Origin of the sequence: Streptomyces sp. AM 2-1-1, from assembly GCF_029167645.1 — a bacterium.
Taxonomy (GTDB): Bacteria; Actinomycetota; Actinomycetes; order Streptomycetales; family Streptomycetaceae; genus Streptomyces.
In genome coordinates, this window is the sequence record NZ_CP119147.1 from 4,462,694 (window position 1) to 4,477,506 (window position 14,813).

The following is a 14,813-nucleotide window of genomic DNA, read 5'->3' on the forward strand; positions in this document are numbered from 1 at the left end:
GCCTCAGCGCACCGTGAGGAAGTCCGCCGCGTCCCGGGCCGCCCGCTCGCGCGGAGCCGTCGCCGGGTGGCCGATCGCCACCGCGCCCAGCGGATCCCAGGACGCGGGCAGGTCCAGCACCTCGCGCACCACGGGCCGGCAGAACATCGTGGAGGAGACCCACGCCGAACCGAGCCGCTCGCCCGCCAGCGCCACCAGGAAGTTCTGCACCCCGGCCCCCGCCGCGACCACGAACATCTCGCGCTCCGCGGCGTCCCGCCGCTCGTCCCCGTACGTGTGCGAACCGTCCATCACCAGACAGGGCACCGCCAGGTACGGCGCCGCGCGCAGCACCTCACCCCGGCGCACCCGCTTCGTGATCGACTCCTCGCTCTTCCCGTCACGCCGCAGATCGGCGATCCAGGCGTCCCGCATCGCGTCGAGCAGCCGCGTCCGCGACTCCTCGGACTCCAGCAGCACGAACCGCCAGGGCGTCGTGTGGTGCGGGGCGGGAGCGGTCACCGCGGCGGCCACCGCCCGCCGCACGGACCCCGGGTCCACCGGGTCGCCGGTGAACTCCCGGACGGTGCGCCGCAGCGTCACCGCCTCCCGGACCGCCTCCGAGGTGCCCAGCCGGAACATGTCGTCGGCGGCCCCCCGCACCAGCGCCCGCGCCCCGACCGTCCCGTCCGGGGCGTCGTCCGGGGCGTCGTCCGGTGTGACCACGTGGCCGAGCCCGCGCACCACCGCGACGGGCAGCCCGGCCGCCTTGCCCTTCACCAGGTCGCCCGCCGCGGCCAGTTCGTCGGCGGTGGCCACCACCGTCGCGCTCAGCGGATTGCCGTACGCGTCGACACCGCCCCGCAGGTCGTCCAGGACGCGCACCCCGGCCGCCCCGATCGCCACGTCCGTCAGCCCGGCCCGCCACGGCCGCCCGAAGGTGTCCGTGACGAGGATCCCGACCTCCACGCCCAGCGTGTCCCGCAGCCCGTCCCGGATCGCCCGGGCGGAGCGGTCCGGGTCCTCGGGCAGCAGCAGCACCGTCCCGGCCGGGGTGTTCGAGGCGTCCACCCCGGCGGCGGCCATCACCAGACCCTGCCGGTTCTCGACGATGCGCAGGGCGCCGCGCCGGGCCACCACCCGAACGGTCTCCGCGTCGATCGCCGCCTCCCGGTCGGCGGCCTCCACGATCCGGCCCTCGGCCTTGGAGACGACCTTCGAGGTGACGAGCAGCACGTCCCCGTCGGCCAGCCCCGGCTCGGCGGCGGCGATCAGCTTCGCGAGATCGTCCCCCGCCCGCACCTCGGGCAGCCCGGGCAGCGCCCACACCCGGTACGAGGGCACGCCCGACCCGGCGTCCCCCGGCGCCCCGGGCAGCACCGCGCTCACGCCCGTACCTCCTCGGCCAGCGCCAGCGCCTGACGGGCCATCTCGGCGGTGGCGTCCACGTCCGCCATCATCAGCGGCACCGCCCGGCAGCGGATGCCCGCCGCCTCCACCGTCTCCACCGCACCGGCGTCCACGGTGTCCACCAGCCAGCCGTCCAGCAGCCCGGAGCCGTAGTGCTCGGCCACCGCGGCGGCCGTCGACTCCACACCCACGGCGGCCAGCACCTTGTCGGCCATCCCGCGCACCGGCGCGTCCCCCACCAGGGGGGAGAGGCCGACCACCGGCACCCCGGCCTCGGCGATGGCCTCCCGGATCCCGGGCACCGCCAGGATCGTGCCGATGGACACCACCGGGTTCGACGGCGGGAAGAGGATGACGTCGGCCGCCCCGATCGCCTCCAGCACCCCCGGTGCCGGCTTGGACTGCTCCGCGCCGACCGGGACGACCGCCCGCGCCGGGACGGACGCCCGCAGCCGCACCCAGTACTCCTGGAAGTGGATGGCCCGGGTCTCGCCGTCGACCTCCACGGCCACGTGCGTCTCGACCCGGTCGTCCGACATCGGCAGCAGCCGGACCCCCGGCTGCCAGCGGGCGCACAGCGCCTCGGTGACCGCGCTCAGCGGATACCCGGCGCCCAGCATCTGGGTGCGCACCACATGGGTCGCGAAGTCACGGTCGCCCAGCCCGAACCAGTCCGGCCCCACCCCGTAGGCCGCGAGCTCCTCCTTGAGGTGGAAGCTCTCGTCGGTGCGCCCCCAGCCCTGCTCCTCGTTGATGCCCCCGCCGAGGGTGTACATCACGGTGTCGAGGTCGGGGCAGATCTTCAGCCCGAACAGATGGATGTCGTCGCCGGTGTTGCCGATGACGGTGATCTCCGCGTCGGGCGCGGCCTCCTTGAGGCCACGCAGGAAACGAGCACCACCGATACCGCCGGCCAGAACCACAATGCGCATGTCCTCAGTCTGTCAGGCGAAGCCTGATCATTTGTGGGGTGGTGGTGGGCGACGGGTGGGGCTGTCGGGCGGAGCCTGATCGTTTGTGGGGTGGTGGTGGGCGACGGGTGCCCACCCGCGTCCGTGGGGGACGGGCTCAGGCCGGGAGGGCGTCCAGAGCGGCGGGGGCGCAACGCGCGGTGTGCATCGGCATCTCGGTCAGGCCGGGGAAGTAGACGTGCAGGCTGACGGCGGGCGCGAGGGAGTCGTTGACCACCTCGTGGACGTAGCCGGGCGCGAAGACCCGCTGCCCGGCCGCGCCGATGCTCCGGCTGCCGTGCCCGGTGTGCTCGGTCAGCTCGCCCTCCAGCACGGTCAGCACGCCGGAGGACGGGCCGTGGTCGTGGCGTCCGCTGCCCTGCCCGGGGACCCAGCTGAGCAGCCAGACCTCGTAGCCGGGGCCGGTGCGCAGCCGGTGGTACCAGCGGGTGGTGGCGTCGTACTCGACGAGCGGGGCCCACTGGGCGCGGTCGGCGGCGATGGTGCGGGCGAGACCGGCGAACTCGGCCACGGTGGTGGGGTGTTGCTTCGCGGGCCGGAGGAGGTGCTGGACCTCCAGGAGGTCGCCGGCGATCTGCAGGTCGCTGTCGTTGTTCATGGATGCGGTGGTCCTCGGCATCGGTGGTGCGCGTGGGGGTTGCGGTGCCCGGCAGGTCCGCACGGACGCGCCTGAACGGCGGTCTCGCGCGCGGGGCGGTGGAGGTCCGTGGCGTCCGGCCGCGGCCGTGCCCGCTGGGGGCAGAGGCGCGGAAGGCGCGGGATCAGGGCGTGGGCGCTGATCGGTGCCGGAGCCGCGAGGGCGTCAACAGCAGCGACAGCTGGAACAGCAACAGCGGGCCTGGACAGCGGTGCGGAACCCACGGAGGTGGGAGGCGTACATCGCGACGGTCGCTGGCATGGTGCCAAGGAGACCGGCTCCCTCCCCGCGCTGTCAACTCGGCGTCCCCTTTGGCGGCAATGTTTCACCCCCACCGGTCGGCAGATCAGCAGAAAGGTTTGTGCACCGGTGGGGCGGGACAGGTGGCGCATCGTCCGGACATCCGAACCCCGCTGACGGTCTGTGACTCGTCTGTGATCTTGGTCGCTTCGGTGATCGAATCGAACCGGCCCGGAAGTTCCGCCCGTCTCACTCGTTGAGAAGGGGGGAACGAGTGAGCCCTAGGCATATGTCAGGTTTTTTGGCGATTTGGTAACCTTCCGCGTATGTTTGGTTCCGCAGAGTGAATACCAGGGCCAATAGCAGGAGCTCGCTTGACCGGCCCGGAGCTACACACTTGTAATTTCACTCGTGTTGTTCGGCCGCACGGAGAGTGACGGTCACGTCACGGGGACGCGAGAGACAGACGAGGGGCGCACATGACCGAGCTGTTCCAGCAACTGCTGGTCGAGGACGCGGACGAGGAACTCGGCTGGCAGGAGCGCGCACTGTGCGCCCAGACCGATCCCGAGTCCTTCTTCCCGGAGAAGGGCGGATCGACCCGGGAGGCCAAGAAGGTCTGCCTCGCCTGCGAGGTGCGCTCCGAATGCCTGGAGTACGCCCTGTCGAACGACGAGCGCTTCGGCATCTGGGGCGGGCTCTCCGAGCGGGAGCGGCGGCGCCTGAAGAAGGCCGCGATCTGACGGGTACGGACCCGGACCCCCCTTCTCCCCGTGAACCGGTGAACTCCGCAGGCGTTCTCCCCACGACCGACGGAGATCCCGGGCGGCGATCAGGTCGGACCCGCTGCGTGGGACCGGCGCCGTGAACACCCCGTGCTCCGAGCGCCTGACGCCGTGAACGCCTGGTGCTATGAACGCCTGGTGCCTTGAACGCCCGACGCCTTGAACGTCCGGTGCTCTGAGCGCCCGGTGGCCTTGACCGCCCGACGCACTGACTGACGGCCCGGCGGCCTCGCCCCTGAACCGCAGCCCTTCATGGCGTGGTGCCCGGCCCGCACCCGCACGGTGTCCAGTCGTCGGCAGGCCGTCCCCCGTGCCGCACCTCCGTCTCTTTGCTCCGTCCGCTCCGTCCCCCTCCACCACCCCGTCGTACCGCCTGCTCCGCGCCGCTCCCGCAGTGGGGCGCCCCGCGCCCTGCGGCCCGTCGCCCTTCCCGTACGGCCCCTCGCACCATTCCCGGACCGGACCGACGGCCCGTGGTCCGTGCCCCTCGCCGGGGGCCGCCGCGGGCCGTCGGTCCGTCCGCCCCGCCGCCGGCCCCGCCGCCGCACCGGCCGTCCCGAGCGGCGACGCCCTCTCCCACCCGCCGCAGCGGGGGAGTACGGAGAACGGCGCCGGGCGGTCCGGCCTCCGCGCCGGCGGCTGCGCGGCCCGCTTCCCGGGCGCCCCGCCGCGCGGGGTACGGCCCGGGTTTCACCCGCTCGGCGCCACCGCCCGCGATCCGTACCGTTAGTGTGGGGCCCCGTCCGAGACGCGCCAACGCCCCGCCGGGGCGCGCGTGTACACCGATGCAGCCTCACCGGGGGGAACGCCCCCGGAACCCGGCCGGAGGGCCCGTACCTCGATGTCCGTGCAGAGTCACCCGGCGGCGCCGAACGCGGCCGCCGCCGCCCCCGAATTCCCCCGGCACGTCGTCACCGCCGTGCTCGTCTCCCACGACGGCGCGCGCTGGCTGCCCGACGCGCTCGCGGGGCTGCTCGGGCAGGAACGCCCCGTACAGAACGCCGTCGCCGCCGACACCGGCAGCGCCGACGACTCCGCGCGGCTCGTCACCGAGGCGCTGGGCGGCGACCGCGTCCTGCACCTCGCGCGCCGCACCGGCTTCGGCGCCGCCGTGGAGGAAGCGGTACGCACCGCCGGCGTGCTGACCGCGGACGACCTGCCGTACCTCAAGCGCCCCAGCGGCTGGGACCCCGTCACCAGGACCTGGCGCGACGACACCTACGACCTGCCGGAACTCCCGTACGGCGAACCCGTCCAGTGGCTCTGGCTGCTGCACGACGACTGCGCGCCCGAGCCCGACGCGCTCGGCGAACTGCTGCGCGTCGTCGACACCGACCCGCACGCGGCGATCGTCGGACCCAAGCTGCGCGGCTGGTACGACCGCCGCCAACTGCTCGAGGTCGGCGTCTCCATCGCCAACAGCGGCCGCCGCTGGACCGCGCTCGACCGGCGCGAGCAGGACCAGGGCCAGCACGACCAGGTCCGTACCGTCCTCTCCGTCTCCTCCGCCGGCATGCTGGTGCGGCGCGACGTCTGGGAAGAGCTCGGCGGCTTCGACCGCAGGCTCCCCCTGATGCGCGACGACGTGGACCTCTGCTGGCGCGCCCACCTGGCCGGCCACCGGGTGCTCGTCGCCCCGGACGCCGTGCTGCGGCACGCCGAAGCGGCCGCCCGCGAACGCCGCCCCATCGACTGCGCCGGACGCTCGGTCGTCGGCCCGCACCGGGTCGACAAGGCCGGCGCCGTCTACGCGATGCTCGTCAACAGCCCGGTCAAGAAGCTCCCCTGGGTGCTGCTCCGCCTCGTCGTCGGCACCCTGCTCCGCACCCTCGCCTACCTCGTCGGCAAGGTTCCCGGACAGGCGCTCGACGAGGTCACCGGCCTCGTCGGCACCCTGCTGCGGCCGGGCAGGATCATGGCCGCCCGCCGCGCCCGCGGCAAGGGCGCCGTCGACCCGGCCGAACTCCGCTCCCTCTTCCCGCCGCCCGGCGCCACCGTCCGCGCCACCGTCGAACAGGTCGCCGGCAACTTCGGCACCCGCGCCGACGCCGACGCCGCCGGCGGCTCCCGGCACGGAGCCGTCGAGTCCGGACCCGGCGGCGACGACGCGGACTTCCTGGAGATCGAGCAGTTCGCCCGGCTCAAGCGGATCGGCCGCAAGCCCGGCCCCGTCCTCTTCGCCCTGCTGCTCCTCGTCTCGCTGCTCGCCTGCCGCGGCCTGCTCGGCGGCGGCGCGCTCGCCGGCGGGGCCCTGCTGCCCGCGCCCGGCTCCGTGTCCGACCTGTGGGGACGGTTCGCCGACGGCTGGCACCCGGTCGTCACCGGGTCCACCGAAGCCGCCCCGCCCTACCTCGGCGTGCTCGCCGCGCTCGCGGCCCTCTTCTTCGGATCCACCAACCTCGCCCTCACCGTGCTGCTCGTCTGCTCGGTGCCGCTGGCCGGACTCACGGCGTACTTCGCGTCCCGGCCGCTCATCGAGTCGCGACTGCTCCGGGCCTGGGCGAGCGTCGCCTACGCCTTCCTGCCGGCCGTCACCGGTGCACTCGCCACCGGACGGGTGGGCACCGCCGTGCTCGCCGTGCTGCTTCCGCTGATGGCCCGAACCGCGGTCCTGGCCCACGGGCTGCGGGGCGACGGACGGGCCCGGGGCAGCTGGCGGGCCACCTGGGCCTTCACCCTGCTGCTCACCTTCGCCACCGCGTTCACCCCGGTCGTGTGGCCGCTCGCCGTCGTCCTCGGGGTGGGCGTCCTCGCCCTGCGCCGCCGGGACCTCGCCGCGTACGGCCTCCGGTTCGTCGCCACCGTCGGCACCCCTCTGCTGGTGCTCGCACCCTGGTCGCTGACCCTGCTGAGCAGCCCGTCCGACCTGCTGCGCGAGGCGGGCCGGGACCTCGGTGAAGGCACCGCGTCCGCGGTGGATCTGCTCTCCCTCAGCCCCGGCGGCCCCAACGGCACCGGCTCCGTCCTCTTCTTCGGCATCGTCCTCGCGGCCCTCGCCGCCCTGCTGCGCGGTGAACGCCGGACCGCGATCCACGCCTCCTGGGCGGCCGCCCTCGCCGGCCTGCTCTTCGCGGGCCTCGTCAACGGCACCACCTGGGCCGGTCCCGCCACCCTCGTCTACGGCGCCGCCCTGATCACCGCAGCCCTGCTCGGCGCGGACGGGGCGCGGATCCGGGTCGCCGCGCTCAGCTTCGGCTGGCGGCAGCCGGTGGCCGCGCTGATCGCCCTCGCCGCCGCCGCCGCACCCGTCCTCGCCGCTCTCGGCTGGATGGCCGGCGGCGCCTCCGGGCCGCTGGAGCGTCGCGACCCGGTGCAGGTGCCGGCCTTCGTCGCGGAGGAGAGCGGTACGCCCGACCAGCCGCGCACCCTCGTGCTCGGCGGCACCTCGGCCGGCTCGGTCTCGTACACCCTGGTCCGCGGCTCGGGCGCCCGGCTCGGCGACGCCGAGCTGACCGGGGCGGCCGGCAGCAGCGGCCCCCTCGACAAGGTCGTCGCCAACCTGGTCGCAGGCTCCGGCGCCGACCAGGGCCACCAGCTCAGCGGTTTCGCGGTGCGGTACGTCCTCGTACGCGACGGCGCTCCGCGCGAGATGAGCCGGGTGCTCGACGCGACCCCCGGACTCAGCCGCCTCAGTCAGCTCGACGGCAGCGCGCTCTGGCGGGTGGACCAGGAGGCGGCCCGGGTCATGATCGTGCCGGCGTCCGGTGACGCCGAGGGAGTGGCGGTCCCCTCGGGACCCGTCGAGTCCCACACCACGGTCCCGGCGGGCGAGAACGGCCGGGTGCTCCGCCTCGCCGACGCCGCCGACCCCGGCTGGCTCGCCACCCTGGACGGCAAGCCGCTCACCCGCAAGACCGTCGACGGCTGGGCACAGGGCTTCGAACTGCCCGCGAACGGCGGCCGGTTCGACCTCACGTACGACACCCCACTCACGCACTCCGCGTGGATCTGGGCACAGATCGGGCTCGTCGTCGTCCTGGTGGTCATGGCCCTGCCGGGCCGCCGCCGCGAGATCGACGACGACCTCCCCGAGGACGCCGAGGCCGAGGCCGCGGCCGCCGCGGAGGCGGCCGAGGGCGACGGCCGCCGGGCCCGCAGGCTCCGCGCCGCCGCCGAGGCGGAAGCGGCGGCAGCCGCCGCTTCCGCCGAGCCGCGGACGCCGTCCGACGAGCCCGGGACGGACGGCGGCTTCGCCGGGAACACCCCGGCCGCCCCGGAGCCGTACGCCCCCGCGCAGGCGGAGGACGGTCCGTACACCCCGCAGGCGGAGGACGGTTCGTACGGCGACGCGCGGGCCGAGGACGGCTCGTACGCCCAGGCTCCGGCCGAGGACGGCTCGTACGCCGCGATCCCGCAGCAGCAGTACGCCGAGTGGGACGGGCAGCAGTACCAGCAGGCCGCTTACCCGCCCTACCAGGCCGAGCAGTACCCGGCCCAGGACCAGGACGGGACCGGGCAGTACGGCTCCGTCGAGCAGTACCCGGCGGAGCCGTACACGACGGAGCAGTACCAGCAGGCGGAGCAGCAGTACCCGCCGCAGATCCCCGTCTACGACCCGTACGGCTACGGGCAGCAGGAGCAGCAACAACAGCAGCAGGGTTACGAGACCCAGGCTCCGTACGACCCCTACGCGGGCCGGCAGTACGGCGTCCCCGACACCGACGAGCAGGTCGACCCGAACGCCCCGGACCAGGCGCCGTGGCAGACCCGTAACGCATCGCGAGGCGAGTCCGAGTGAAGTCCACACCCCTGTCCCTCATCGCGGGCGCCGTCGCCCTCGCCGCCGTCACCGGCTTCGCCGCGCTCAACGCGCCCGGCGACACCGCACCGGAGAAGGCCCGGGCCGCCTCCCGGCTGCCCGTCGAGCGGTCCAGCCTGCTCTGCCCGGCGCCCAGCGACTCCGAGCTCGCCGCCACCGCGTACACCTCCTTCACCCCGGCCGGGAAGGGGGCGGGCGGGGAGTCGGCGGCCGAGCTGACCGAGGCCCTGCCCACCACCGACACCGCCACCGAGAAGCCCGAGAAGCCCGAGAAGCCCGGAAAGAACGGGACGACGGAGAAGACCGACCGGGCCGGCGCGGGCAAGGCCGCGAAGCCGGTCGTCGCTCTGAAGGAGCCCGGGAAGCCCGTCACGGCCGAAGCGGAGGGCGGCGACGCCCCCGCGCTCGTCGGCACCGCCACCGGCGCGCTCGCCCCCGGCTGGAGCACGCAGCAGACCACCTCGGTCACCGCTGGCACCACCCGCGGGCTGCTCGGCGTCAGCTGCACCGCGCCCGACACGGAATTCTGGTTCCCCGGGGTCAGCACCGCCGCGAAGGAGCAGGACTACATCCACCTCACCAACCCGGACGACAGCGCGGCCGTCGCCGACATCCAGCTCTTCGGGCCGGACGGCGACCTCAAGGCGGACGTGGGCGACGGGATCACCGTCCCGGCGCGCTCCAGCGTGGCGATGCTGCTCTCCACCCTCACCGAGCAGGCCGTCGACGACGTCACCGCGCACGTCACCACCCGCAGCGGCCGGGTCGGCGCGGTGGTCCGGGGATCCGAGGAGGACGCCGGAAGCGACTGGCTGACCGCCTCCGCGGACCCCGCAGCCACCGTGGTCATGCCCGGCATCCCCGCCGACGCCACCTCGGTCCGGCTGATCGCGTTCGCGCCCGGTGAGGACGACGCCGACCTCCAGGTGCAGCTGGCCGGGAAGTCGGCGACCTTCTCCCCGGCGGGCAACGACACCCTGCACCTCAAGTCCGGGATGACCGCCGGTGTCGACCTGAAGAACGTCACCCGCGAGGAGCCCGGCTCGCTGCGGCTGACGCCGTCGGACGGTGGCCGGTCCACCCCGATCGTGGCCGCGCTGCGGGTGGTGCGGGGTACGGGCTCCTCGCAGGAGATCGCGTACATCCCGGCCACCCGGCCGGTAGCGGCGCGGGCGAGCGTCGCCGACAACCGTGCCAAGGGCTCGACCCTCTCGCTCGTCGCGCCCGGCGCCACCGCCCAGGTGAAGGTGACCGCCTCGGCGGGCAGCGAGGGCGGCGAACAGACCGTCAAGTCCTACACGGTCAAGGGCGGTACGACGCTCGCGTTCAGCCCGCCCGTCCCCGCCGGGCTGAAGGGCACGTACGCGTTGACGGTGGAGACCGTGTCGGGCGGTCCGGTCTACGCCGCCCGCACGCTCGCGCTCCCGGAGGACGGCGTGCGGATGTTCACCGTGCAGACCCTGCCGGACGACCGGGGCACGGTGGAAGTACCGGCCGCGGTGCAGGACCTGACGGTCCTGGACGACTGATCAGCCGCCGGCGCTCGAGGGCGGCAGGCACGACGGCGGCAGGCACGACGGCAGGCACGCCGGCGGTACGGGCAGGGCTCATTCCTGCCCGTACCGCGGGTCCACGGACTCGGGGGAGAGCCCCAGCAGCTCCGCGACCTGCTCCACCACGACCTCGTGCACCAGCAGCGCCCGCTCGTCGCGGCTCTTCGACCGGATCTCGACGGGCCGCCGGTAGACGATGATCTGCGCGGGCTGCCCCTTCGTCGCCGAGACCGCGCGACCCAGCGGCACCGTGTCCTCGGCCGTCGCCGGTACCTCCAGAACCACGAAGTCCACTTCGGCCAGTTGCGGCCAGCGCCGCTCCAGGCGCTCCACCGAGTCCTGCACGAGGTCGCGGAAGGTCTCCGCGCGGCTCACCGACAGCGGCACCTGCGGAGGCGCCAACGGCCCGCGCATGCCCCGGCCGTGCCGGTCGCGGCGCCGGGGCCGGGGGTCGGGAGTGGGCGGAGGTACGGGACTGTCCATCACCGACGCAGCGTAACCCTCCGGGTGCGGGCGGCCCGTCGCCCGGCCCCGGGACGGCCACGCGTCCCCGGCGCGTTCTCCGGAGAGCTTCCGCGCCCCAGATTTTCGGCCAAGGTTGAGTGACTTCCGGCCCACCCGCGATCGCCGGACCCTCACTCCGCGCCCTCCCGCTCACCACGGGACGCCCACACGCCCACACAAACGGAACCGCCGTGACCAGCCGCTCTCCCCTCGGTTCCGGAGCGGGAACGCCGGCGGGAGAACCGCGGCGGGCACGGGGCTTTGACGACACGGTGGCCCGAGCGGGGGGAGAGTCGTCGCAGCCCGCTCAAGAGTGCGGTACCGTCCAACCTCGTGAGCCCTGTACGTCGCTGTTCGCGCACCGCGTGCGGCCGCCCTGCCGTCGCGACACTGACGTACGTCTATGCCGACTCGACCGCGGTCCTCGGCCCGCTCGCCACCTACGCCGAGCCCCACTGTTACGACCTCTGTGCCGAACACGGCGAGCGCCTCACCGCGCCCCGCGGCTGGGAGGTGGTCCGGCTCACCGACTCCTCCACGCCCACCCGGCACAGCGCCGACGACCTCGAAGCGCTCGCCAACGCGGTCCGCGAGGCCGCCCGACCGCACGACCGGGGCCAGGACGGCGCCGGGCGCGGTCCGCGCACCGCCGACCCCGTCGAGGTGGCGCGCCGGGGCCACCTGCGGGTCCTGCGCTCCCCCGACTCCTGACGCACCGGGTCCGGCCGCCCGGCTCCCCACGACGGGCGGGGCCGTAGCGGTGTACTCCGGCCGGGTAGTTTGGGCGCTCAGCCCAGACCCCAGGAGGACCGGCCGTGGTTGCTGATCTGTCGCAGCTCGTGAAGGCGTACGACGTACGCGGTGTCGTACCCGACCAGTGGGACGAGTCGCTCGCCGAACTCTTCGGGGCGGCCTTCGTCCGGGTCACCGACGCGGACGCGATCGTCATCGGCCACGACATGCGCCCCTCCTCGCCCGGTCTCGCCGGGGCCTTCGCCCGGGGCGCGCAGACATCGGGCGCCGACGTCACCCTGATCGGCCTCTGCTCCACCGACCAGCTCTACTACGCCTCCGGTTCCCTCGGCCTGCCCGGCGCGATGTTCACCGCCTCGCACAACCCGGCCCGGTACAACGGCATCAAGCTCTGCCGGGCCGGTGCCGCGCCGGTCGGCCAGGACACCGGCCTCACCGAGATCCGCACCCTCGTCGAGCGGTGGTCCGAGGACGGAGCGCCCGCACCGGCCGCCACCAAGGGCACGCTCACCGAACGCGAGACCCTCGCCGACTACGCCGCCCACCTCCTCGGGCTGGTCGACCTCACCGCGATCAGGCCCCTCAAGGTCGTGGTCGACGCGGGCAACGGCATGGGCGGCCACACCGTCCCCACCGTCCTCGCCGGCCTGCCCCTCGACCTCGTACCGATGTACTTCGAGCTCGACGGCACCTTCCCCAACCACGAGGCCAACCCGCTCGACCCGGCCAACCTCGTGGACCTGCAGGCCCGCGTCCTCGCCGAGGGCGCCGACCTCGGCCTCGCCTTCGACGGCGACGCCGACCGCTGCTTCGTCGTCGACGAACGCGGCGCCGGTGTCTCGCCGTCCGCCGTCACGGCACTCGTCGCGGAGCGGGAACTCGCCCGCAACGGCGGCAAGGGCACCGTCATCCACAACCTGATCACCTCCTGGTCCGTCCCCGAGGTCATCCGCGAGAACGGCGGCACCCCCGTCCGGACCCGCGTGGGCCACTCCTTCATCAAGGCGGAGATGGCCGAGCACGGCGCGATCTTCGGCGGTGAGCACTCGGCCCACTACTACTTCCGGGACTTCTGGAACGCCGACACGGGCATGCTCGCTGCCCTGCACGTCCTCGCCGCCCTCGGCGGACAGTCCGGCCCGCTCTCCGCGCTGCTCGCCTCCTACGACCGCTACACCGGCTCCGGCGAGATCAACTCCACCGTCGCCGACCAGGCCGGCCGCCTCGCGGCGATCCGGACCGCCTACGGCGACCGGGAGGACGTCGCCTTCGACGAACTGGACGGCCTCACCGTCGCCACCGCCGACTGGTGGTTCAACGTCCGCGCCTCCAACACCGAACCACTGCTCCGGCTGAACGTCGAAGCCCGCGACGGGGCCACGATGACCGAGGTACGGGACGCGGCGCTGGCCCTGATCCGGGCGTAGCCCCTGATCCGGGCGCAGCCCCGCAGCCGGCGCCGTGCCGGGCCGGACGGCCGCCGGGCAGCCGGACCCCGGGCGGGCGTCGCGCGTCGGGGACCGGTCCCGCCGGACCGCCGCCCCCGCACCCCGGCGGTAGGCTTGCCTCGCCCCAACCGCGCGAAGCACACCCGCATGTTCGAAGGGACCCGCCCCATGGCGATCGAAGCCGGCCTTCTGGAGATCCTCGCCTGCCCGGCGTGCCACTCCCCGCTCGACGACCGGACGGCCGACGACAGCCCCGAGCTGGTCTGCACCGGCGCCGACTGCGGTCTGGCCTACCCGGTCCGCGACGGCATCCCGGTGCTCCTCGTCGACGAGGCCCGCCGCCCCGCGTGACGGGACGCCGGCCCCGTACGGCCGCCGCCGGGACCCCCGGCGACGACGGCCCGCGACCGCGCCCGGCACCCGCACCCTGATCCGCACGGTGATCGGAGGCCCACCGCCATGCTCGACGAGACGTTGCTCGACGCCCCGGACGCCCTGGCCAGGGCCGACCGCCGAGGGCTCCTGCGCGGGGCCGCCGAGGCCGGCGCGCGGGTCCGTACCGCCGTCCTGCACACGGCCGAGGCCGGCGTCGGGGCGCTGACCCCCGAAGGCAGGCCCCGCGCCGTCCTCGTCGCGGGACCCGGCACCGCCGCCGCCGGGGTCGCCGACATCATCGGCGCCCTCGCGGGAGCCGCCGCACCGGTCATCCGTATCCGTCCCACCGGGGTCGCCCCGGCCGGCGGGGCGCTGCGCTGGACCCTCCCCGGCTGGGCCGGCCCGGTCGACCTGCTCCTCATCGCCACCGCCGACGGCTCCGAGCCCGGCCTCGGGCTCCTCGCCGAACAGGCCTACCGGCGCGGCTGCTCCGTCGTCGCCGTCGCCCCCACCCGCTCCCCGCTGCGCGAGGCCGTCGAGGGAGCCCACGGGCTCCTCGTCCCCATGGCAGCCGCCCCGCACGGCGAGTACGACGCCGAGACCTCGGCGGCGGGCCCCGGCACCCTCTGGGCGCTGCTCACCCCGCTCCTCGCCCTGCTCGACCGGGTCGGCCTGGTGGCCGCGTCGGAGGAGGACCTCCAGAAGGTCGCCGACCGGCTGGACCGCACCGCCGCACGCTGCGGCCCCGCCATCGCCACGTACGGCAACCCGGCCAAGACCCTCGCCGCCGAACTCGCCGACACGCTGCCGCTGGTCTGGACCGAGGGCGAGGCGGCGGGCCCGGTCGGCCGCCGGTTCGCCGCCGTCCTCGCCGAGCTGGCCGGCCGTCCCGCGCTCACCGCGCCCCTGCCCGAGGCGCTGCCCTCGCACGGTGCCCTGCTCGCCGGGGACTTCGCCGCCGGAGCCGACCCCGAGGACTTCTTCCGCGACCGCGTGAACGAGCCGGAAGCGCTGCGCGCCCGGGTCGTCCTCCTCCGCGACCGGCCCACCGGCGGCCTGACCGCCGCCCCCGCCGCCCGCGAACTCGCCCTCGGCCACGACACGGCCATCAGCGAACTGGAACCCGACGAGGGCGGCGAACTCGAAGCGCTCGCCGAACTCCTCGCCGTCACCGACTTCGCCGCCGTCTACCTCTCGCTCGCCGCCGAGCCGCCGGGCGCCCACGACCTCGGCTGACCCCGACGGCTGCTGACACGACCCGTACCGACACGGCCCCGCCCCGCACGACACCGCCCGACACGACCGGAGCGTTCTTTTCCACCGGAGACCGGAGCAAAACCGGGGGGGGGGGGGGGGGCGAAGAGGGCCACGTCACCCCGTCCACGACCGCGGCGCCGGC

General features: G+C 74.7%; 11 protein-coding genes. 7 read left to right on the forward strand and 4 right to left on the reverse strand.

The genetic code is table 11. The annotated features are described in order from the left end of the window. Positions 1-3 precede the first annotated feature (3 nt). The 3 genes from PZB77_RS19610 to PZB77_RS19620 all read right to left on the reverse strand — a co-directional run bounded on the left by PZB77_RS19610 (position 4) and on the right by PZB77_RS19620 (position 2,958). Positions 4-1,368 (reverse strand): coenzyme F420-0:L-glutamate ligase, encoded by a 1,365-nt coding sequence (locus tag PZB77_RS19610; RefSeq protein WP_275493911.1) that lies wholly within the window; start codon positions 1,366-1,368, stop codon positions 4-6. Beyond that, on the reverse strand, positions 1,365-2,321 hold the full coding sequence (cofD, locus tag PZB77_RS19615) for a 2-phospho-L-lactate transferase (protein WP_275493912.1): 957 nt from the start codon (positions 2,319-2,321) through the stop codon (positions 1,365-1,367). Before cofD ends, PZB77_RS19610 begins: the two co-directional genes overlap by 4 nt. Before the next feature lie 136 nt (positions 2,322-2,457). After that, a complete protein-coding gene (locus tag PZB77_RS19620) occupies positions 2,458-2,958 on the reverse strand; it encodes a cysteine dioxygenase family protein (protein ID WP_275493913.1) in 501 nt (166 codons plus the stop codon). 758 nt (positions 2,959-3,716) lie between these two features. Here PZB77_RS19620 and PZB77_RS19625 point away from each other — a divergent pair. From PZB77_RS19625 to PZB77_RS19635, 3 genes are all read left to right on the forward strand, one after another. Further along, positions 3,717-3,980, forward strand: a complete 264-nt coding sequence (locus PZB77_RS19625) for a WhiB family transcriptional regulator (RefSeq protein ID WP_003968728.1) — start codon at positions 3,717-3,719, stop codon at positions 3,978-3,980. An 883-nt stretch (positions 3,981-4,863) separates the two neighbouring features. Then, entirely contained in the window at positions 4,864-8,760 is a 3,897-nt protein-coding gene (locus tag PZB77_RS19630; RefSeq protein ID WP_275493918.1) for a glycosyltransferase family 2 protein, read from the forward strand. After that, the gene (locus PZB77_RS19635; RefSeq protein ID WP_275493919.1) at positions 8,757-10,310 is read left to right on the forward strand and encodes a DUF5719 family protein; all 1,554 of its coding nucleotides are present in this window, start codon (positions 8,757-8,759) and stop codon (positions 10,308-10,310) included. Before PZB77_RS19630 ends, PZB77_RS19635 begins: the two co-directional genes overlap by 4 nt. Positions 10,311-10,388: 78 nt before the next feature. Here PZB77_RS19635 and PZB77_RS19640 read toward each other — a convergent pair whose 3' ends face one another. Further along, a complete protein-coding gene (locus tag PZB77_RS19640; protein WP_275496134.1) occupies positions 10,389-10,817 on the reverse strand; it encodes a metallopeptidase family protein in 429 nt (142 codons plus the stop codon). A gap of 354 nt (positions 10,818-11,171) precedes the next feature. On the opposite strand from PZB77_RS19640, the gene PZB77_RS19645 reads away from it, so the two are divergent. The 4 genes from PZB77_RS19645 to PZB77_RS19660 all read left to right on the forward strand — a co-directional run bounded on the left by PZB77_RS19645 (position 11,172) and on the right by PZB77_RS19660 (position 14,650). Beyond that, positions 11,172-11,549 (forward strand): DUF3499 domain-containing protein, encoded by a 378-nt coding sequence (locus tag PZB77_RS19645; protein WP_275493920.1) that lies wholly within the window; start codon positions 11,172-11,174, stop codon positions 11,547-11,549. Positions 11,550-11,653: 104 nt separating this feature from the next. Further along, entirely contained in the window at positions 11,654-13,018 is a 1,365-nt protein-coding gene (locus PZB77_RS19650) for a phosphomannomutase/phosphoglucomutase (RefSeq protein WP_275493921.1), read from the forward strand. Between the two features lie 189 nt (positions 13,019-13,207). After that, positions 13,208-13,390, forward strand: coding sequence for a Trm112 family protein (locus PZB77_RS19655; RefSeq protein WP_275493923.1), 183 nt, complete (start codon positions 13,208-13,210; stop codon positions 13,388-13,390). A 108-nt stretch (positions 13,391-13,498) separates the two neighbouring features. Next, on the forward strand, positions 13,499-14,650 hold the full coding sequence (locus tag PZB77_RS19660) for an SIS domain-containing protein (protein ID WP_275493924.1): 1,152 nt from the start codon (positions 13,499-13,501) through the stop codon (positions 14,648-14,650). Positions 14,651-14,813 lie beyond the last annotated feature (163 nt).

Excerpts from the sequence above, each read along its gene's own strand:
- cofD (WP_275493912.1), bottom strand. The coding sequence starts at position 2,321 with ATGCGCATTGTGGTTCTGGCCGGCGGTATCGGTGGTGCTCGTTTCCTG.
- PZB77_RS19620 (WP_275493913.1), bottom strand. The coding sequence starts at position 2,958 with ATGAACAACGACAGCGACCTGCAGATCGCCGGCGACCTCCTGGAGGTC.
- PZB77_RS19625 (WP_003968728.1), top strand. The coding sequence starts at position 3,717 with ATGACCGAGCTGTTCCAGCAACTGCTGGTCGAGGACGCGGACGAGGAA.
- PZB77_RS19630 (WP_275493918.1), top strand. The coding sequence starts at position 4,864 with ATGTCCGTGCAGAGTCACCCGGCGGCGCCGAACGCGGCCGCCGCCGCC.
- PZB77_RS19640 (WP_275496134.1), bottom strand. The coding sequence starts at position 10,817 with ATGGACAGTCCCGTACCTCCGCCCACTCCCGACCCCCGGCCCCGGCGC.
- PZB77_RS19655 (WP_275493923.1), top strand. The coding sequence starts at position 13,208 with ATGGCGATCGAAGCCGGCCTTCTGGAGATCCTCGCCTGCCCGGCGTGC.
- PZB77_RS19660 (WP_275493924.1), top strand. The coding sequence starts at position 13,499 with ATGCTCGACGAGACGTTGCTCGACGCCCCGGACGCCCTGGCCAGGGCC.